Annotated in this window: 16 protein-coding genes; 7 read left to right on the top strand and 9 right to left on the bottom strand. The window is 69.4% G+C overall.

Features of this window, described 5'->3' with window-relative positions; all coding sequences use genetic code 11:
- Positions 1-6: 6 nt before the first annotated feature.
- The 4 genes from FS845_RS17170 to FS845_RS17155 all read right to left on the bottom strand — a co-directional run bounded on the left by FS845_RS17170 (position 7) and on the right by FS845_RS17155 (position 5,823).
- Entirely contained in the window at positions 7-2,430 is a 2,424-nt protein-coding gene (locus FS845_RS17170) for an acyl-CoA dehydrogenase (protein ID WP_144637501.1), read from the bottom strand.
- 37 nt (positions 2,431-2,467) lie between these two features.
- Positions 2,468-3,691: a CaiB/BaiF CoA transferase family protein gene (locus FS845_RS17165; protein ID WP_144637499.1), complete on the bottom strand. Its 1,224-nt coding sequence runs from the start codon at positions 3,689-3,691 to the stop codon at positions 2,468-2,470.
- Positions 3,692-3,783: 92 nt separating this feature from the next.
- Positions 3,784-4,581 carry an enoyl-CoA hydratase/isomerase family protein gene (locus FS845_RS17160; protein WP_144637496.1) on the bottom strand — a complete coding sequence of 266 codons (798 nt, stop codon included), beginning with the start codon at positions 4,579-4,581 and terminating at the stop codon, positions 3,784-3,786.
- A gap of 21 nt (positions 4,582-4,602) precedes the next feature.
- Positions 4,603-5,823 (bottom strand): CaiB/BaiF CoA transferase family protein, encoded by a 1,221-nt coding sequence (locus tag FS845_RS17155; RefSeq protein WP_144637494.1) that lies wholly within the window; start codon positions 5,821-5,823, stop codon positions 4,603-4,605.
- Between the two features lie 266 nt (positions 5,824-6,089).
- On the opposite strand from FS845_RS17155, the gene FS845_RS17150 reads away from it, so the two are divergent.
- Both FS845_RS17150 and FS845_RS17145 read left to right on the top strand, forming a co-directional pair.
- Entirely contained in the window at positions 6,090-7,634 is a 1,545-nt protein-coding gene (locus FS845_RS17150; protein WP_144637492.1) for an acetolactate synthase large subunit, read from the top strand.
- 126 nt (positions 7,635-7,760) lie between these two features.
- The gene (locus FS845_RS17145) at positions 7,761-8,741 is read left to right on the top strand and encodes a Bug family tripartite tricarboxylate transporter substrate binding protein (protein ID WP_144637490.1); all 981 of its coding nucleotides are present in this window, start codon (positions 7,761-7,763) and stop codon (positions 8,739-8,741) included.
- Between the two features lie 88 nt (positions 8,742-8,829).
- Here FS845_RS17145 and FS845_RS17140 read toward each other — a convergent pair whose 3' ends face one another.
- The 4 genes from FS845_RS17140 to FS845_RS17125 are packed head-to-tail and all read right to left on the bottom strand — an operon-like array spanning position 8,830 to position 12,242.
- Entirely contained in the window at positions 8,830-9,795 is a 966-nt protein-coding gene (locus tag FS845_RS17140; protein WP_144637488.1) for a Bug family tripartite tricarboxylate transporter substrate binding protein, read from the bottom strand.
- A gap of 40 nt (positions 9,796-9,835) precedes the next feature.
- Positions 9,836-10,834, bottom strand: coding sequence for an NADPH:quinone oxidoreductase family protein (locus FS845_RS17135; protein WP_144637486.1), 999 nt, complete (start codon positions 10,832-10,834; stop codon positions 9,836-9,838).
- Positions 10,831-11,589, bottom strand: a complete 759-nt coding sequence (locus FS845_RS17130) for a crotonase/enoyl-CoA hydratase family protein (RefSeq protein ID WP_144637484.1) — start codon at positions 11,587-11,589, stop codon at positions 10,831-10,833. The genes FS845_RS17135 and FS845_RS17130 overlap by 4 nt, the downstream gene beginning before the upstream one ends.
- On the bottom strand, positions 11,586-12,242 hold the full coding sequence (locus FS845_RS17125; RefSeq protein ID WP_260986321.1) for a TetR/AcrR family transcriptional regulator: 657 nt from the start codon (positions 12,240-12,242) through the stop codon (positions 11,586-11,588). The genes FS845_RS17130 and FS845_RS17125 overlap by 4 nt, the downstream gene beginning before the upstream one ends.
- Positions 12,243-12,370: 128 nt before the next feature.
- Here FS845_RS17125 and FS845_RS17120 point away from each other — a divergent pair, with 128 nt between their 5' ends.
- The 5 genes from FS845_RS17120 (at position 12,371) to FS845_RS17100 (ending at position 17,341) form a co-directional block, all read left to right on the top strand.
- Positions 12,371-13,591: an acyl-CoA dehydrogenase family protein gene (locus FS845_RS17120; protein ID WP_144637480.1), complete on the top strand. Its 1,221-nt coding sequence runs from the start codon at positions 12,371-12,373 to the stop codon at positions 13,589-13,591.
- Between the two features lie 10 nt (positions 13,592-13,601).
- A complete protein-coding gene (locus tag FS845_RS17115) occupies positions 13,602-14,774 on the top strand; it encodes a CaiB/BaiF CoA transferase family protein (protein ID WP_144637478.1) in 1,173 nt (390 codons plus the stop codon).
- Positions 14,771-15,649 carry a MaoC/PaaZ C-terminal domain-containing protein gene (locus FS845_RS17110; protein WP_144637475.1) on the top strand — a complete coding sequence of 293 codons (879 nt, stop codon included), beginning with the start codon at positions 14,771-14,773 and terminating at the stop codon, positions 15,647-15,649. Before FS845_RS17115 ends, FS845_RS17110 begins: the two co-directional genes overlap by 4 nt.
- A gap of 37 nt (positions 15,650-15,686) precedes the next feature.
- Complete coding sequence (locus tag FS845_RS17105) at positions 15,687-16,823, top strand: CaiB/BaiF CoA transferase family protein (protein ID WP_144637473.1); 1,137 nt, start codon at positions 15,687-15,689, stop codon at positions 16,821-16,823.
- Positions 16,824-16,990: 167 nt separating this feature from the next.
- Positions 16,991-17,341, top strand: a complete 351-nt coding sequence (locus FS845_RS17100) for a PaaI family thioesterase (RefSeq protein WP_144638025.1) — start codon at positions 16,991-16,993, stop codon at positions 17,339-17,341.
- Between the two features lie 69 nt (positions 17,342-17,410).
- On the opposite strand, the gene FS845_RS17095 is transcribed toward FS845_RS17100, so the two are convergent.
- Positions 17,411-18,634 (bottom strand): pyridoxal phosphate-dependent aminotransferase, encoded by a 1,224-nt coding sequence (locus tag FS845_RS17095; RefSeq protein ID WP_144637471.1) that lies wholly within the window; start codon positions 18,632-18,634, stop codon positions 17,411-17,413.
- Positions 18,635-18,761: the final 127 nt, after the last annotated feature.

The raw sequence follows: 18,761 nt of genomic DNA, 5'->3' as shown, positions 1-18,761 counted from the left end.
GCCCTGTCATGCGCCCTGCAGCCCCAGCACCTGCTTGGCGTAGAGGTTGCGCTGGATTTCGTTGGTGCCGCTGAAGATCGTGGCCGCCATCGCGTTCACGTACGGCGCCAGGGGCTGCACCCGGCCGTGGCGCTGGTCCATGGCCGCGCCGCCGTGCTCCTCGCAGGCCTGGATCAGCAGGCCGCCCAGGCGCTCGTGCGTTTCGGTGGCCCAGATCTTCAGCAGCGACAGCTCGGGCGGCAGCGGCTTGCCCGCGCGCGTCATTTCCGCGAAGACCTCGTAGGTGGCGGTCAGGTCGGCCGCGTCCAGGCGCAGTTCGTTCAGCCGGTCGCAAAAGGCCGCGTCGGCCAGCAGGCCGCGCTGGCGCGCGACCGCGTAGATCTGCTGCAGCGCATGGTTGGCGTGCTTCGGGCTGCCGCTGAACAGGCGCTCGAAGCCCAGCAGGGCCTTGGCGATAGTCCAGCCCTCGTTGAGTTCGCCCACCAGGTTGGCGCGCGGCACCCGCACCTGGTCGAAGAAGACCTCGCAGAATTCCTCGTGGCCCGACAGCGTGCGGATGGGCCTGCGGCTGACGCCCGGGCTGGCCAGCTCCACCAGCAGGAAGCTGATGCCGGCCTGCTTCTTCACCGTCTTGTCGGTGCGCACCAGCATGAACATGTGGGTGGCGTCCTGGGCCAGGGTGGACCAGGTCTTCTGGCCGGTCACCACCAGTTCGTCGCCGTCGACCAGCGCCTCGCAGCGCAGCGCGGCCAGGTCGGAGCCCGCATTGGGTTCGGAATACCCCTGCGCCCACACGTCCTGGCCCGACAGGATGCCGGGCAGGAAGCGCTCGCGCTGCTGCGCCGTGCCGTAGCGGAACAGGATGGGGCCGAGCATGACCAGGCCCTGGTCGGGCGCGCGGGCCACGCCGTGGCGCTCGGCCTCTTCGATGTAGGCGATCAGGCGGGCCGGCGACAGCGCCATGCCGCCGTGCTCCTTGGGCCACGACGGCGCGATCCAGCCCTGGCGCGACAGCGTGTAGTACCAGTCCTTGATCTGGTCCCAGTGCAGCCGCCAGGGCACGTGCCGCAGGTGCTCGGGGTAGTGCGCGTGGAAGAAGCGCCGCAGCATCGCGCGGAAGTCTTCTTCGGGCATGGCGTTCCAGTCGGCGTCGCGCGGGAACTCTTCCTGGGCGGGCGCCAGCGCGGCGGCGGAGGCGTCCTGGCGGCCTTTGCCGTCGGGCGTGCCGTCGCTGCCGTGCCCATCGTGGCTGTCCGGCGGAGCGGGCTCGGGCGCCAGCGCGCCGTAACGCTGGCGATGCGCCGTGGCGTTGCCCAGCCAGGCCGCATGGTGCAAGGCGCTTGCGAAATACAGGCTGACGTCGCATTCCTCGGTATAGCCGATGGCGCCATGCAACTGCACGGCCAGGCGCGCGGCCTGCAGGCAGGCCTGCGCGGCGCGGGCCTTCACGCGGCTGGCGGCGGCGCGCACCGCGGCACTGCCGCCGGCATCGGCGTCGGCATCGGCGTCGGCTCGGGCATCGACATCGGCCAGCGCGGCGCGCAGGCTGTTGGCGGCCAGTTCCACCTGCATGGCCGCGTCCACGACGCGATGCTGCAGGGCCTGGAAGCTGGCCAGCGTCCTGCCGAACTGCTGGCGCGTGTTCAGGTAGGCCACCGTGTCGGCCAGCACCTGGCGCGCGGCGCCGATCATCTCGGCCGACTGCATCAGGCGCGCCGCGTCCAGCGCGGCGTCGATGGCCTCCAGCACCTGGACGCCGCCCAGCAGGGCCTGCGGCCGCACGGACTCCAGCGCGAGATGGCAGGCCGGCGAGCCGTCGGCACGCGCATGCGGCGTGACGGTGACGCCCGCCGCGTCGGCGGGCACGTAGAACAGGGCGGGACCGGTTTCGCTGTCGGCCGACACCAGCCAGCCGTCCACGCCCGCGCCCGGCAGCACGTGGCGCTTCTCGCCGTTCAGCACGCACGCGCCGTCGTGCGGCGTGGCCGTCACGCCGAACGCGCCGGCCGATTCCGAGGCCTCGAGCTGGCCGTCCGCTTCCTGCCAGGCCAGCCCCACCAGCAGGTCCGCGGCGATGATGCGTTCCAGCAGGTCCGCGCGGGCATCGGCGCCGGCGTTGCCCGCCAGGCGCGCCAGCACGGCGGCGGGCAGCACGCCGGCCGCCAGCAGCGGCTCGGGCAACTGCGCGCGGCCGGCTTCCTCCATGACAGCCGCCATGGCCGCCAGGCCCAGGCCCAGTCCGCCCCGGGCCTCGGGCACGTGCATGCCCAGCCAGCCCATCTCCGCGATCTCGCGCCATTGCGCGCGGTCGGCCGGCGCGGCCAGGCGCTTGCGGGCCCTGTGGTCGCGGCGGCGCAGGAAATCGCGGGCGCTGTCGCGGATCTCGTCGATCAGCGATTCGTCGATCGTCTCTTCAAGCTGCGCGTTCATGGCGTTGCTCCGTGTCGCGGACCGCTGGCTGCCCCGTTCATACGATCCCCTGCGCGCGCAGCCGCGCGATGTCCTCGGCGCTCAGGCCCAGTTCGCCGGCCAGCACCGCGTCGGTGTGCTCGCCCAGGGCGGGCGGCGGCGAACCCGTGCCGATGGGCGTGTTCGAGAAGTGGATGGGGTTGCGGATGTAGGGCATCTCGCCCAGGCGCGGATGCGGCATGCGGCCCAGCATCTGGCGGTGGCGCACCTGCGGGTCCTGGAACACCTGCTCCATCGTGTAGATGGGGCCGCAGGGCACCTTGGCGCGTTCCAGGGCCTCGTTCCAGTCCGCCACCTTGCGCCGCTTCATCGCGGGTTCCAGCAGGGCCGACAGCTCGGCCTGCGCGGCGGCGCGCCTGGGATTGGTGGCGAAGCGCGCGTCGTCGGCCAGTTCGGGCAGGCCGATCACCTGGCAGTAACTGCGGAATTGCACGTCGTTGCCCACCGCCACCATCAGGTGGCCATCCGCGCAGGCGAAGGCGCGGAACGGCGCGGTGATCTGCGAGGCCGATCCGGTTCGGGCCGGCTGCTGGCCGCTGGCCAGGTAGTTCATGCCGATGTGCGACATGGCCGCGATCTGCGCGTCCAGGAGCGCCAGGTCAATGAACTGGCCCTGCCCGGAGACCTGGTCGCGATGGCGCAGCGCCGCCAGGATCGCGCAGACGGCGTAGAAGCCTGCCGTCAGGTCGGACACCGAATAGCCCGCCTTGACCGGGCCGGCGCCGGGCTCGCCATCGGGCACGCCCGTCACGCTCATCAGTCCGCTCATGGACTGGAAGATCGGATCGTAGCCGGGCAGGTGGCTGTACGGACCGTCCTGGCCGAAGCCGGTGATCGAGCAATACACCAGGCGCGGATTCAGCGCCGACAGCGCCTCGTAGTCCAGCCCGTAGCGGCGCAGGTCGCCCGCCTTGAAGTTCTCGATGAGGATGTCGGCCTTCTGCGCCAGCTGGCGGATCAGCGCCTGCCCCGCGGGCCGCGACATGTCGATGGTCAACGAGCGCTTGCCGCGGTTCATCGCCACGAAGGACGAGGTCTCGCCGCCGGGCGCGCCGTCGGGGCCGGGCATGGGATAGCCCTGGTGGCGCACGTCGTCGCCGCGTCCCGGCCGTTCCACCTTGATCACGTCGGCGCCGAAGTCCGCCAGCATCTGCGCGGCCCAGGGCCCCGAGAACACGCGGCTGAGATCCAGCACCTTCACGCCTTGCAGCGCTCCTGCCATGACGATAGTCTCCTTTGTCGTTGCCGCGCCGGGCCCGCGCCACGCTGACGGTGGCTTGCCGCGGGCGCGGCGCCATACCGCGCAAGGACCGGCTAGCGGCCCTGGAACACCGGCTCGCGCTTCTCCAGGAAGGCGCGGCGCGCTTCCTGCGCGTCCTCGGTCTTGGCGATGGCCGCGGTCATGTCCTGCTCGTAGCGGTAGCCGTCGCGCAGGCTCATCTCTTCGATGGCGTTCAGCGTCTGCTTGGCCAGCACCGACGCCAGCGGGCTCTTCGAGGCCAGCTCGCGCGCCAGCGCCATGGCCTGGCCCATCAGCTCGTCGGCGGGCACCGAGGCTTCGACGATGCCCAGGCGGTACAGCTCGTCGCCATCCACGCGGTAGCCGGTCAGCATCATGCGGCGCAGCCGCGAATGGCTGAACAGCCGCATGCCGTGCCGTCCGCCGCCCAGCAGGCCCACGTTGATCTCGGGCAGGCCCACCGTGGCGGTCGAAGCCGCCAGCAGGATGTCGCACGAGGCCACGATGGCCAGCCCCGCGCCCAGCGCCGCGCCGTTGATGGCGCCCACCACGGGCTTGCTGCATTCGCGGATCGCGTGGAAGCATTCGCGGGTGCGGCGCGAGTGCTGCGGCAGGTCGCCGGGGCCCTTGATGGTGGCCGCGCGGTTCTTCAGGTCGGCGCCGGCGCAGAACACCTTGCCCTGGCCGGACAGCAGCACCGCGCGCACCTCCGGCGTTTCCGAGATGCGGTCCAGCACCCAGGACAGCTCGTTCATCATCTCGGTGGACAGCGCGTTGACGGGCGGATTGGCCAGCAGGATGACGGCGACGCCGTCCTCCAGGCGCACGTCCAGCGCGGTGTACGGGCCGGTCAGGGCCTCGGGCATGGTCATGGTCGTCTCCCCTTGGGGTTGTCAGATGATCTTGCGGGCGCGGTAGTCGTCGATCTGGGTCTCGCTCAACCCCAGTTCGGCCAGCACCTCTTGTGTGTGTTCGCCCAGCAGCGGCGGCGCGCGGTCCACGCGCAGCTCGGCGCCGCCGAAGCGCAGCGGCGTCATGACCTGCGGGACCTGGCCCGCCACGGGATGCGGCAGCTGGCGCAGCATCGCGCGGTGCGCGACCTGTTCGTCGTCGAACACCTCGGGCACGGAATTGATCGAGCCCGCCGGCACGCCGGCTTCCTTCAGCCGGGCCAGCCAGTGGGCGCGCGGCTGGGTGGCCAGGATGCCGTCCAGGATCGGGTCGAGGCTGGCCTGGTTCTTCACGCGCCGGCCGTTGGTGGTGTAGCGCTCGTCCTGCGGCAGGTCGGGACGACCCAGCACGTCGCACAGCGTGACGAACTGCGCGTCGTTGCCGACCACGATGACGATGTCGCCGTCCGCGCACGCGAAGGTGCGCTGCGGCTGTATGTTGGGATGCGCGGTGCCGGTGCGCTTGGGCACGCGGTTGCCCAGCAGGAAGTTCATGGCCTGGTTGGCCAGCAGGCCGACCTGCACGTCCAGCATGGCCACGTCCACGTATTCGCCGCGGCCCGTTTGCGTGCGCCGCAACAGCGCCGCCACGATGCCCAGCGCCGCGTACACGCCGGTGCTCAGGTCCACGATGGGCACGCCCACCTTCTGCGGGCCGCCGCCGGGCTTGTCGTCGCGCTCGCCGGTCACGCTCATCAGGCCGCCCATGGCCTGGATGAGGAAGTCGTAGGCGGGTTCGGCCGCGCGCGGACCGGTCTGCCCGAAGCCTGTGACCGAGCAATACACCAGGCGCGGATTGATCTTGCTCAGGGCCTCGTAGTCCAGCCCCATGCGGGCCAGCGTGCCCACCTTGTAGTTCTCCAGCACCACGTCCGCGTCGCGGCACAGAGTACGCACCAGTTCCTGCCCTTCGGGCGTCTGCAGGTCCAGCGTGATGGAGCGCTTGCCGCGGTTGGTGGCCACGAAGTACGCGCCGTCCGTGGTGTCCTCGCCCTGCTCGTCCTTCAGGAAGGGCGGGCCCCAGGCGCGCGTGTCGTCGCCGCGCCCGGGACGCTCGACCTTGATGACGTCGGCGCCCAGGTCCGCGAGGATCTGGCTGGCCCACGGGCCGGCCAGCACGCGGCTCAGGTCCAGCACCTTGATGTTCGATAACAGCGGCTGCAAGGCCTGCTCCCAAAGGTTTCTGACGATGACGCCAGTCTAGGAAGTCGGCGCGCCGGCAGGCAGGGCCGGCGCCGGCATAGCTGTTATGCGGTTTGCATCACGCTGCATGGACCGCGCAGCGATCATCGTTAACCCTGACGTGCGCGGGCGGGTGTATGCGAGTTGTTGAGTAATACTCACGAGATCACAATTTTTTATCGCTTTACGCCCGCCCGCTTCCCGCCAAGAATGGACGGGTTTTGGTCAAATTTTCCGGAGATCCCCTGATGAATGGCGCGAAAAGCCTGGTGCAGACGTTGCTTGCTGCCGGCATCGACACGTGTTTTGCCAATCCCGGCACCAGCGAGATGCACTTCGTGGCCGCGCTGGACCAGATCCCCGGAATGAAATGCGTGCTGGGCCTGCAGGAGAACGTGGTCACCGGCATGGCCGACGGCTACTTCCGCATCGCGCGCAAGCCCGCCTGCACGCTGCTGCATTGCGGCCCGGGCCTGGCCAACGGCATGGGCAACCTGCACAACGCGCGCCGCGCGCGCAGCGGCATCGTGAACATCGTGGGCGACCAGGCCACCTACCATCGTCCGTACGACGCGCCGCTCACCGCCGACACCACCGGCATGGCGCAGACCGTGTCGCAATGGGTGCGCACCAGCATGCGCAGCGAAGAGCTGGGCCGCGACGCGGCCGAGGCGGTCGCGGCGGCCCAGGTGTACCCGGGCCAGATCGCCACGCTGATCCTGCCCGCCGACGTGTCCTGGAACGAAGGTGGCGCGGTGGGCGCGGCGGTCAGCGTGCCGGCGCCGCCCGCCATCGACGGCAATGCCATCGAGAACGTGGCGCGCACGCTGCGCCAGCACGGCAGGGACACGCTGATCCTGCTGGCCGGCCATGCCGTGCTGGCCGAGGCGCAGCCGCTGGCGTGGCGCGTGGCGCAGGCCACCGGCGCCACCGTGATGGGCGACTTCGTCACCTCGCACGTGTCGCGCGGCCGCGGCCGCCTGCAGCTCGAGCGCGTGCCCTACGTGATGGAGATGGCCATCAAGGCGCTGGAGCGCTTCAAGCACATCGTGCTGGTCAACGCGAAGCCGCCGGTGGGCTTCTTCGGCTATCCCGGCATGCCATCGGAACAATACGCGCGCGACGCGCAGCTGCACGTGCTGTCGCGCCCCGACCAGGACGCGGTGCAGGCGCTGGCGGGCCTGGCGCGGGCGCTGGGCGCGCCCGAGGCGCAGATTCCCGATCCCGGCCCGCGGCCGGACATCGTCACCGGCGCGCCCACGCCGGAAGGCCTGTCGCAGACGCTGGCCGCCGTCATGCCGGACAATGCCATCGTGTCGGACGAAAGCGTCTCGTATGGCCGCGGCTTCTACAAGTTCTCGCATGCCGCGCCGGCCCACGACTGGCTGCACCTGGCCGGCGGCGCCATTGGCGACGGCCTGCCCGTGGCCACGGGCGCGGCTCTCGGCGCCGGCAAGCAGCGCCGCGTGATCAGCCTGCAGGCCGACGGCTCGGCCATGTATTCGCTGCAATCACTGTGGACCCAGGCGCGCGAGCAGCTGCCGTGCACCACCATCATCCTGAACAACAGCAAGTACAACATCCTGATCGGCGAGTACAAGAACGTGGGCGCCACGCCCGGCGCCACCGCCATGAGCATGCTCGACCTGGGCAATCCCGGCATCAGCTGGGTGGGCCTGGCCAATGCGATGGGCGTGGAGGCCGCGCGCGCGACCACGCTGGAGCAGTGCGCCGACCTGATGAAGGACAGCTTCGGCAGGCAGGGGCCGTTCCTGATCGAACTGATGGTTTGACGGCCGCGCGGCCGGCCTTGCATCGGCCGTGCGGCGGATCGCCATGCGGCCGGGGCCGGACGACGCGGCAGCCCGGAACGAGGCACGGGCGACATACCGCCTCGGTAGAATACGGAGACAAGACCCATGAAAACCACGTCGATCATGAAGGGGCTGGCCGCGATGGCGCTGGCCGCCACCGCCTTCGCCGCCCACGCGCAGACGTATCCCGCACGGCCCATCACGCTGATCGTGCCGTATCCGGCGGGCGGCACGACCGACATCGCCGCGCGCATCATCGCGCAGGCCATGGGCCCGCACCTGGACCAGTCCATCGTGGTGGACAACCGCGCCGGCGCCGGCGGCAACATCGGCATGGGCATCCTGAAGCGCTCGCCCGCCGACGGCTACACCATCGCCATGGGCACCATCGGCACTCAGACGATCAACCAGTACATCTATCCGGACATGCCGTTCGACGCGGTCAAGGACTTCGCTCCGCTGTCGATGGTCTTCACCACGCCCAACGTCATCGCCGTGCAGAAGGACTCGCCGATGAAGACCATGCAGGACCTGCTGGCCAAGGCGAAGGCCAGCAAGGACCGGCCGATGACGTACGGCTCGCCGGGCGTCGGCTCGTCGGTGCACGTGACGGGTGCGTACCTCGAGCAAGTGGCCGGCGTGCAGATGCTGCACGTGCCTTTCAAGGGCGTCTCGGCTTCGATGCCCGCACTGATCGGCGGCCAGATCGACATCCTGATGGACAATCTGCCCAGCACCCTGGCCCAGCTGAAGGACGGCAGCCGCGTGCGCGCGCTGGCCGTCACCTCGGCGCAGCGCTCGGCCGCGCTGCCGGACGTGCCCACGGTGGCCGAGTCGGGCCTGAAGGGCTTCGACGTGACCGCGTGGTTCGCGCTGTACGCGCCCGCCGGCACGCCGGACGAGGCGCAGAAGAAGCTGATCGACGCCGCCACCAAGGCGCTGGCCTCGCAGGGCGTGAAGGACCAGCTGGCCGCGCTGGGGGCCACGCCGGGCACGATCAGCGGCAAGGAGCTCGCCGATTTCGAGGCGGGCGAGCGCAAGCGCTGGAGCGCGCTGATCAAGGAACGCAAGATCACGGCGAACTGAGGCCGCGTCGTGGTTCCAAAAAACGAAAATGGCGCGGGGCACCGCGCCATTTTCCATTGCTCATACGCCGCGCTCGATGGCAGCGCGTTCAGAGCCTGGGAATGTTGAATTTCTTCACCAGGCCCACTTCGCGCTCGATCTCGGATTTCTGGAAGCGGTGCAGTTCCTGGCCATTGGCCATGAAGGCGCTGAAATTGTTCTCGTCCAGATAGGCCTTGCTCTGCGCGTCGGCATAGATGTCCAGCAGCGACTTCTCCATTTTGCGCACCACGTCCGCGGGCGTGGCCTTGGGAGCGAAGACGCCCCACCAGGCGACCTGGAAGAAATCGCCGTAGCCCAGTTCCTGCAGGGTTGGCACGTCCGGCGTGTTCGGCATCCGCTTCTCGGACGTCACGGCCAGCAGCTTGAGCTTACCCGCCTTGACCAGCGGCAATGCGGCGCTCAGTTCGGCAATGGCGAAGTTGACCTGGCCGCCCGCCAGATCGGCGATCGTGGGGGCCGATCCCTTGTAGTTGATGGCGGTGGCGCGGCCGCCCGCGATGGACAGCAGCCACTCGGTCGCGATGTTGTAGGTGGCGCTGCCGCTGCCGTAGTTCAGCTTCAGCGGATCGCTCTTGGTTTTGTCCAGCAGTTCGGTCGCGGTCTTGTAGGGCGAGTCGGCGGGCACGAACAGGCCCATGGGCGAATACGCGACGCGGGCCACCGGAACGAAGTCGACCAAGGGATCGTAGGGCAGTTTCTCGTACAGCGCCACGTTGGTGGTCACAGGTCCGTTCGCGGCCCACAACAACGTATAGCCGTCGGCGGGGGCGTTGATGACGGTCTGCGCGGCGATGATGGCGTTGCCGCCAGTGCGGTTCTCCACGACGACAGGCTGTCCCAGCGTGCCCTCCAGGCGACGGGCAGTGTACCGGGCGACGGTGTCGGTGCCCGAGCCGGGCGGATAGGGCACGATCAGCTTGACGGGCTTGTCCGGATAGGCGGCTTGTGCGGTGCCGGCGAGAGGGGTGGCCGCCAGCACGAGGGCTGCCAGCACGGTCAGTAGCTTGTTCATATGTCTCCAGTGGTTCTTGTAATCAGGATTGCGTGCCTTGTTATGGGTTCAGCACGCTTCTTCCTATGACGCTGCGATCGGACAGCGCCTGCAACGCCTCGCGGAAGTCGGCGAGCGGGTAAGCCCTCTGCGTCCTGGGCTTGAGCCGCCCCGCGGAGGTCCATGCCAGCATTTCTTCGAACGCGCTTCGCACCTTGGCCTGCATGGTGTCCGGCGGCAATTGTCTGCCCCAGCCCATGTAGTACCCCCAGTACAGCCCGATTACCGTGATGTTCTTGACCAAGGCGATGTTCGCGGGCACGGAGGGTATGACGCCGCTGGCGAATCCCATGGGCACGATGCGTCCTTCCGGCGCGATGCAGCGCAGCGATTCGTCGAAGGTCTTGCCGCCCACCGGGTCGAAGATGACATCGGCGCCGCGCCCGCCGGTGTCCGCCAGCACGACGTCCCGGAAGCCGTCTATGCTGTAGTCGACGCAGACGTCGGCGCCGTGTTCTGCGGCCACGCGCAGTTTCTCGGCGCTGCTGGCGCTGGCGATGACGCGCGCGCCCATGGCCTTGCCCAGTTCGATTGCCGCCAGGCCGCTGCCTCCGGCCGCGCCGTGCACCAGCAGGGTCTCTCCCTCGGCCAGATGGGCACGCCATTTGAAGGCGGCATATGCCGTGGCGTAGATGGTGGGGAAGTGGACGGCGGCGTCGTACGAGACGGCGTCGGGCAACGCGAACACGTTGTGCTCCGGCGCCACGACCTCTTGCGCGAACCCGCCTTTCCTGACGCCGGCCACCACCCGGTCGCCCGGCTTGAACAGCGAGGCGCCCGGGCCGCACTCCAGCACCACGCCGGCCACTTCGGTGCCAGGGATGAAGGGCGGTTCCGCGCGGTTCTGGTGCTTGCCGTCGATGGCCAGCAGATTGGCGAAGCTGACGCCGGCCGAGCGCACCTGAATGCGGATGCCGCATTCGCCCAATGCCGGCGCACGAGCGTCCTGAAGCTCGGTGTTCTGCAGTCCGTAGCCTGCCTGTACGATCACCGCCTTCATGCGATCTTCCCGTGGCGGCCGTCGCCGGCGGCGAAGCGGGCCGCGCCGTCCTGCGCCTCGCGGGCCTTGGCCTGCGTGGCGAACTCGTTCTCGGCCGCCAGGGCCTGCGCCAGCGGCAGTTGCTCCTGGCGATAGGCCGACGCGCGATCCGACGCCATGGCGATGGGAGGAAAGCCGCACATCGTGTGGGCCAGCGCCTCGGCCTGCGCGCGTGCCGTGCCGTCCTCGACCAGGCGATTGGCCAGGCCCATGGCCAGCGCCTCGTCCGCGGGAACCATGCGGGCGGTCAGCAGCATGTCCAGCGCGCGGCTCATGCCGATCAGGCGAGGCAGGCGCACCGTGGTGCCGTCGCTCATGGGCACGCCCCAGCGCCGCGACAGCACGGCGAAAGAGGCGGAGCGCTCGGCCACCCGCAGGTCGCACCACAGCGCCAGGCCCAGCCCGCCCGCGCAGGCATGCCCGGCGACGGCGGCGATGACGGGCTTGGCGCAGGGCCGGGACAGGGGGCCATCTTCGCCGGCCCATGCGTCGTAGACGACGCCGCTGGCCAGTTCCTTCAGGTCGGCGCCCGCGCAGAAGCTGCCGCCCGCGCCGCACAGCACCGCGACGCGGGCGTTCTCGTCCGCCTCGAACGCGCGCAGCGCCGCGCCCAGGGCCGCGGTCGTCTCCAGGTCCAGGGCATTGCGGACTTCGGGACGGTTGATGATGAGAGTCGTGACCGGGCCGGTCTTCTGGACGAGCAGCTTGTCTGTCATTTGACGGCCTTCAGGGCGCGTTCCGGCAGCAGGGCGTGGACCGCGAAATTGGCGATCTCCTCGGCCAGCTGCTGGCGGTCGGCGCGGGTTTCGCCGTCGCGCGGGTGGTACCAGCGCGAGGTCCAGTTCAGCGCGCCCAGCAGCGGCTTGACCGCGACACGGACATTGACGGGACGGAACTCGCCGCTGCTCACGCCTTGCCGGATGACGTCCAGGTACAGTTTCTCGTTGCCGTCGCGCAGCTCGGTGATGCTGGAGATCTCCTGGCGTTCCTCTTCCGTGGTGCGGCCGCTGAGGTGCATCTCCAGGCCCTGGGCCGCCACGCGCAGATAGTCCAGGTGCTCCATCATCACCAGCGTGTGGGCGACCGCCATCGCCTTCAGGCGCTCGCGCGGCGTGCCCGGCCCGGTGGCGATGCCGTGGATGCCTTCGCGGGTGAGTTCCATGGCGCGCCGCTGGACGGCGAAGAACAGGTTCGTCTTGCTGCGGAAGTGGTAGTAGATGATCCCCTTGGAGGCGCCGTAGTTGTCGCTGATGTCGTCCAGCGACGTGGCCGCGAAGCCTTGCTTCATGAACACGGCGGCCGCGGCATCGAGGATGGCCAGCTGCTTTTCATCCCCGGCGGGCGTGCCGATTTCGCGTTTTCTACCCAAGTTCTTCTCCTGATCTTCCCGGTTGCCGGGCCATGCCCGGATCGGGGCTGGCGCTGCGGTGGGCAACTGCGTTAAATTAATACTACGACGTAGCATAATTATTTGTCCAGCGTTTCGAGGAGACCTGCATGCATGGCAATGCGCCTGACCCGGACCCTTTCCGATGGCCGTTCTTCGACGCCCGCCACGCCGAACTGGCGCGTGAACTGGGGGCCTGGGCCGATGCGGTCCAGCTGCCCGCGCTGTCCGATCCCCAGCCCGGGCGGGCGGCCGTCGACGCCGCCTGCCGGCAGATCGTGCAGGCGCTGGGCGAGGCCGGATGGCTGCGCCTGTGCGTCGGCACGGATGCCACGGGCGGCAGGCTGGATTCCCGCTCGATCTGCCTGGCGCGCGAAACCCTGGCGCGGCGCCATGCCCTGCTTGATTTCGCCTTCGCGATGCAGGGGCTCGGTTCCGGTGCGATCACGCTGGCGGGCACGCAGGCGCAGCGCGAGCGCTACCTGCCGGCCGTGATGGCAGGCCTGCGCATCGCCGCGTTCGCCCTGTCGGAGCCCGAGGCGGGATCCGACGTGGGGGCGATGACGTGTTCGGCGCGGCGCGACGGCGACGGCTACGTGCTGGATGGCCAGAAGACTTGGATCTCGAACGGCGGCATCGCCGACTTCTACGTGGTCTTCGCCCGGACGCCAGGCTCGCAGCGCTCCAAGGGTATCTCGGCGTTCATCGTGGATGCCGACGCGCCGGGCCTCGAGATCGCGCAGCGCCTGGACGTGACCTCGCCGCATCCCCTGGCCCGGCTGCGCTTCGCGCAATGCCGGGTGCCCGCGAACGGGCTGCTGGGCCAGGAGGGCGAGGGCTTCAAGCTGGCCATGCGGACGCTGGACGTGTTCCGCACGTCGGTGGCCGCAGCCGCGGTGGGATTCTCGCGCTGCGCCCTGGACGCGGCCGTGGCGCGCGCCAATTCGCGCAGCCTGTTCGGCACGACGCTGGGCGCCCTGCAGCTCACGCAGGCCCGTATCGCGCAGATGGCCACTCGCGCCGATGCCGCCGCATTGCTGGTCTACCGCGCGGCCTGGATGAGCGATCAGGGACTGCGCGTCACGCGAGAGGCGGCGATGGCCAAGCTCGAGGCCACCGAGGCGGCGCAGTTCATCGTCGATTCGTCCGTCCAGATGCATGGCGGCGCAGGCGTGCAGGTGGGCTCGGTCGTGGAGCGGCTGTACCGCGACGTGCGGGCGCTGCGCATCTATGAGGGCGCCACCGAGGTGCAGCAGCTCATCATCGGCAACGATGTCCTGAAAGCCGCCGCAGACCGGGCCGCCAAACGCGCGGCCGCGGCCAGCGCATAGGAGAACCTGAATGGCAGGCAAGGGAGCGTTGTCGGGCATCGTCGTGATCGATGCCTCGAATTTCGTGTTCGGACCCGTCGCGACCCAGATGCTGGGGGACATGGGCGCCGACGTGATCAAGATCGAACCGCCCGAAGGCGACCCGACCCGCGGCATCGGCGCAAGCCGCAACCCGGGCATGGGGTCGTTCTTCCTCAACCTCAACCGCAACAAGCGCAGCGTCGTGCTGGACCTGAAGGCGCCGGACGGCATGCGGGACCTGCGGCGGTTGCTGGCCGGCGCGGACGTCTTCGTGCACAACATGCGCAGCGCGGCGCTGGCCCGCCTGGGCTTGGCGCACGAGGACCTAGCCGCGGCGTTTCCGCGCCTGGTCCATGCGTCGGCGCAGGGGTTCGGGGCCGGCGGCGAGTATTTCGACCGCCCCGCCTACGACGACGTGATCCAGGGCCTGAGCGGCATCGCGGGCGTCAACGGGGCCGCGGACGGCCAGCCGTCGTACTGGCCCGCGCTCATCTCGGACAAGCTGTGCGGCGTCTATCTGGCGCATGCCATCACCACTGCGTTGCTGCATCGGGAGCGCACTGGGCAGGCCCAGAAGGTCGAGGTGCCGATGTTCGAGACGATGGCCGCGTTCAATCTGCTGGAGCACCTGGCGGACGGCGTGCTGGCGTCAGCGCCGGGGCAGGCCGAGCCGTGGCGGGGCTACTTGCGCGTGCAGAGCTCGCATCATCGCCCGCTGGCCACGCGGGACGGGCACATCAGCCTGGTGGCCAACACCGACGCGCAGTGGCGCAGGCTGTTCGACCTGATCGAGCGCCCGGAGCTGGCCGGCGACCCGCGATTCGGCACCATCGGCAACCGCATCCGCAACATCGGGGAACTGTACGAGATCGTGGAGCAGGGCCTGGCGCGGTATACGACCGCGCAATGGCTGTCGATGCTCGCGGCGGCCGACGTGCCGGCGGGCCCCATTCATGGCATGGACGCGCTGCGCGCGGATCCGCACCTGGCGCAGCGCGGCTTCTTCCATACCTGGCAGCATCCCACCGAAGGGCCGCTGGTGATGCCGGACGTGCCCGTGCGGCTGGGCGCGTCGCCCGGCGGCATCCGCCTGGGCCCGCCCCGGCTGGGCGAGCACACGGCCGAAGTGCTGGCGGGCTTGCCCGGCGGGGAGCACGCATGACGGACGGTACCCGCGCCGACCTGTCGCGATTGGCCGGTCACGCCTTTCCTGCCGTGACGCAGGCCTACGACGAGCGCGACTGCATGCTGTATGCGCTGGGCCTGGGCCTCGGGCAGGATCCCTGCGCGCCGGAACAGCTGCGCCACGTGCAGGGCGATCCGGTCGCGACGCTGCCGATGATGTCCGCGGTGCTGGCCAGTCCCACCGAATGGATGCGCGATCCCGCGCTGGGCATCGTGTGGCAGCGGCTGGTGGCGTTGTCGCACCGGATGGAGTTCCATCGCGCCTTGCCGGCGCGCGGGGTGGTCCGGTCGCAGACGCGCGTGTCCGCCGTATACGACTGCGGGTCCAAGGGCGCCCGCATCCACTGGGAGCGCGACCTGGTGGATGCGGTGTCGGGCGACCTGCTGGCCGTGCTGAAGGCCACCGCGCTGGCGCGCGACAACAGCGGCTTCGGCGGCGCGCCCGCACCGGCGCGCCCGCGCGGCCAGCCGCCGGCGGCCGCGCCCGCGTTTCGTTTCCGCTGGCGGACCCTGCCCATTCAGGGCCTGGTCTACCGGCTGTCCGGCGACATGAATCCGCTGCATTCCGATCCCGACGTCGCCCGCCAGGCGGGATTCGAACGGCCCATCCTGCACGGGCTGTGCTCGCTGGCCATCTGCGGCCTGGGACTGATCGACACTGTCTGCGCGGGCCGGCCCGTGCGCCTGCGGGCCCTGTCGGCAAGTTACGCTGGCATCGTCTATCCCGGCGAGACGCTGGAGATGGACATCTGGCCGGATACGGAGGAAGTGCAATTCCAATGCCGCGTCCTGGACCGCAGCAGTCTCGCGGTGGCCGAGGGCACGGCGCGCATCGCCCACGCGTTCGTGTAGACGCGCATGACAACATTCTTGAAGGTCGGAGACGTACATGGGTTACCCACTTGAAGGCATCACCGTCGTTGCCGTGGAACAGGCCGCCGCGGCGCCGTATGCATCCAGCCGCCTGGCGGACGCGGGCGCGCGAGTGATCAAGATCGAGCGCGCGCAAGGCGATTTCGCGCGCGGCTACGACAACGCGGTCAACGGCGACAGCACCTACTTCGTCTGGCTGAACCGGGGCAAGGAGTCGGTGGTGCTGGACTATACGCAGCCCGAGGATGCGGCGTTGCTGCAGCGGCTGATCGCAAAGGCCGACGTGCTGATCCAGAACCTGGGGCCGGGCGCGGCGGCGCGGGCCGGGTTCGGATGGGAGGCCATGCGCGAACGTCATCCGCGGCTGATCACGTGCGACATCACCGGATACGGCGAAACGGGCCCGAACGCGGGGATGCGCGCCTACGACCTGCTGGTGCAGGCCGAAAGCGGCATCGCGTCGGTGACGGGCACGCCCGAGGCGCCGGGCCGCATCGGCATCTCGGCCTGCGACGTCGGCACCGGCATGTATGCCCACGCGGCCATCCTCGAGGCCTTGCTGGAGCGGGAGCGCACCGGCCAGGGCAGCGCCATCCACGTCTCGCTGTTCGATGCGATGTGCGACTGGATGACCGTTCCGCTGCTGCACTACGACTACGCCGGAACGGTCTGGCCGCGCGTCGGGCTGGCGCATCCCACCATCGCGCCGTATGGCGCGTACCCGGTGGGCAGCGAGGGGGGAGAACCCAGGGCCATCCTGATCGGCGTGCAGAACGACGGCGAATGGAGCCGCTTCGCCGCCCGCGTGCTGGCCAGGCCCGAGTTGCTGCAGGTCGAGGAATACGCGACGAACATGTCGCGGGTGAAGAATCGCGACCGGCTCGACGGGGAGATCAAGGCCATCCTGGCGCGCCTGTCCATGGACGAGGTGAAGGACCGGCTGCGCCAGGCGCAGGTGGCTTACGCCGAGATCAACGGGGTGCAGGAACTGTCGTCGCATCCGCACCTGCGCCGGGCGGCGCTGCCCACGGCCAACGGCGACGTGCACGTGGTCGCGCCGCCTGCGGTCTTTCGCGAGTCGCCCAGGGCGCTGCGCGGGCTGCCGGGCCTGGGCGAGCACACGGATGCGATCCGGCGGGAGTTCGGTGCCTAGCCGCTGAGGGCGGGGCGGGGCGGCCGCGCCCGGCTACGGCTTCCGCCCTCGCCGGGCGGGTCTGCTATCTTGCCTCCGATGCCTGGCGCGTCCGTCCAGGCCTGACCGTAGGATCCCGTTTGAACATTCCCGACAACTACGTCCCCTGGGACTCCACTAGCGCCTTCATGACCCACATGGCCGATCTCGGCCCGCTGTATTGGGATCCATCGAGGAACGTGCTGGCGGTGCGCATCGCGCCGTCGCACGCCAATGTGCACGGCATCGCGCACGGCGGCTTCCTGGCCACGCTGGTGGATTGCGCGCTGGGCACGGTGCTGGTCGAGGAGACCGGCACGGCGGTGGTCACGGCGCAGATGGCGCTGGACTACCTGAGCAGCGTGAAGATGGACGACTGGGTCGAGGCGCACGTCACGATCGACAAGCGCGGCCGCAGGCTGATCTACGCCACCTGCCACCTGAAGGTGGGCGACCGCAATGCGCTCAAGGCCAATGCGATCTTCGCCGTGCGCGGCTGAGCCCCGCTGAAGGAAAGCGTCCGCGCGCTGGCCTGGCCGTGATCGCGCGGGGTCGTCAGGCGGTATCGTTCAAACCGCTTCCTTGCGCATGCGCGCCAGGAAGCGGTCGATGCGGCCGATGGCTTCGGTCAGGTCTTCGATGTTGGGCAGGAACACCATGCGGAAGTGGTCGTGGTTGACCCAGTTGAAGCCGGTGCCCTGCACGATCAGCACGCGTTCCTGGTCCAGCAGGTCGTAGGCGAACTGCTGGTCGTTCTGGATCGGATAGACCTTGGGGTCGAGCCTGGGGAACAGGTACAGCGCGCCCTTGGGCTTCATGACGTGCACGCCCGGGATCTGCGTCAGCAGCTCGTAGGCCAGGTCGCGCTGGCGGCGCAGGCGGCCGTTGGGGCCGACCAGGTCGTCGATGCTCTGGTAGCCGCCCAGCGCGGTCTGGATCGCCAGCTGGCCCGGCGTGTTCGAGCACAGGCGCAGCGAGGCCAGCATGTTCAGGCCTTCGATGTAGCCCTGCGCGTGGCGCTTCTCGCCCGAGACGACCATCCAGCCCGCGCGATAGCCGCACGACCGGTAGTTCTTGGACAGGCCGTTGAAGGTCAGGATCAGCACGTCGTCGCACAGCGATGCCATGCTGATGTGCGTGTTGCCGTCGTACAGGGTCTTGTCGTAGATCTCGTCGGCCAGCACCACCAGGCTGAACTCGCGCGCCACCTGCAGGATTTCCAGCAGCGTTTCGCGCGGGTACAGGGCGCCCGTGGGGTTGTTCGGGTTGATGACCACGATGCCGCGGGTGCGCGGCGTGATCTTGGCGCGGATGTCCGCGATGTCGGGCAGCCAGCCCGATTCCTCGTCGCACAGGTAGTGCACCGGGCGGCCGCCGGACAGGCCGGTGACGGCCGTGTACAGCGGGAAGTCGGGCGAGGGGATGAGCAGTTCGTCGCCGTCGTTGAGCAGCGCGTTGATGCTCATCGAGATCAGTTCGGACGCGCCGTTGCCCAGGTAGACGTCGTTGACGTCGACGCCCTGGACGCCCTTGCTCTGCATGTAGTGCACCACGGCCTTGCGCGGCGCGAACAGGCCCTTGCTGTCGGTATAGCCCGCCGCGTCGGCCACGTTGCGGATGATGTCCTGCACGATCTCGTCGGGGGGCTGGATGCCGAAGGCGGCGACGTTGCCGATGTTCAGCTTGATGACGCGCTGGCCTGCCTCTTCCATTTCCCGGGCCCGGTCCAGGACGGGACCGCGGATGTCGTATGCAACGGCGTTGAGTTTGGTCGACTTGTCTATGACTTTCACGACGGATAATCCTACGGGGAAGAGGGCAGCGAGTCGGCCATGATAAATCATGACAAGCTGGCCCAGACCACTGTCCGGAAACTGGACGACAAGGTGTCATGGTGGCCGGCCATGCGGCGGCAAGGCG

It is taken from the genome of Bordetella genomosp. 13, assembly GCF_007679965.1.
Taxonomy (GTDB): domain Bacteria; phylum Pseudomonadota; class Gammaproteobacteria; order Burkholderiales; family Burkholderiaceae_B; genus Bordetella.
This window is presented reverse-complemented; position numbering and strand designations above follow the sequence as displayed.

Bases quoted from the DNA above. Each gene is read 5' to 3' on its own strand.
- FS845_RS17105 (WP_144637473.1), top strand. From the start codon at position 15,687: ATGGGTTACCCACTTGAAGGCATCACCGTCGTTGCCGTGGAACAGGCC.
- FS845_RS17115 (WP_144637478.1), top strand. From the start codon at position 13,602: ATGGCAGGCAAGGGAGCGTTGTCGGGCATCGTCGTGATCGATGCCTCG.
- FS845_RS17135 (WP_144637486.1), bottom strand. From the start codon at position 10,834: ATGAAGGCGGTGATCGTACAGGCAGGCTACGGACTGCAGAACACCGAG.
- FS845_RS17150 (WP_144637492.1), top strand. From the start codon at position 6,090: ATGAATGGCGCGAAAAGCCTGGTGCAGACGTTGCTTGCTGCCGGCATC.
- FS845_RS17120 (WP_144637480.1), top strand. From the start codon at position 12,371: ATGCATGGCAATGCGCCTGACCCGGACCCTTTCCGATGGCCGTTCTTC.
- FS845_RS17130 (WP_144637484.1), bottom strand. From the start codon at position 11,589: ATGACAGACAAGCTGCTCGTCCAGAAGACCGGCCCGGTCACGACTCTC.
- FS845_RS17140 (WP_144637488.1), bottom strand. From the start codon at position 9,795: ATGAACAAGCTACTGACCGTGCTGGCAGCCCTCGTGCTGGCGGCCACC.
- FS845_RS17145 (WP_144637490.1), top strand. From the start codon at position 7,761: ATGAAAACCACGTCGATCATGAAGGGGCTGGCCGCGATGGCGCTGGCC.
- FS845_RS17165 (WP_144637499.1), bottom strand. From the start codon at position 3,691: ATGGCAGGAGCGCTGCAAGGCGTGAAGGTGCTGGATCTCAGCCGCGTG.
- FS845_RS17160 (WP_144637496.1), bottom strand. From the start codon at position 4,581: ATGACCATGCCCGAGGCCCTGACCGGCCCGTACACCGCGCTGGACGTG.
- FS845_RS17100 (WP_144638025.1), top strand. From the start codon at position 16,991: ATGACCCACATGGCCGATCTCGGCCCGCTGTATTGGGATCCATCGAGG.
- FS845_RS17110 (WP_144637475.1), top strand. From the start codon at position 14,771: ATGACGGACGGTACCCGCGCCGACCTGTCGCGATTGGCCGGTCACGCC.
- FS845_RS17170 (WP_144637501.1), bottom strand. From the start codon at position 2,430: ATGAACGCGCAGCTTGAAGAGACGATCGACGAATCGCTGATCGACGAG.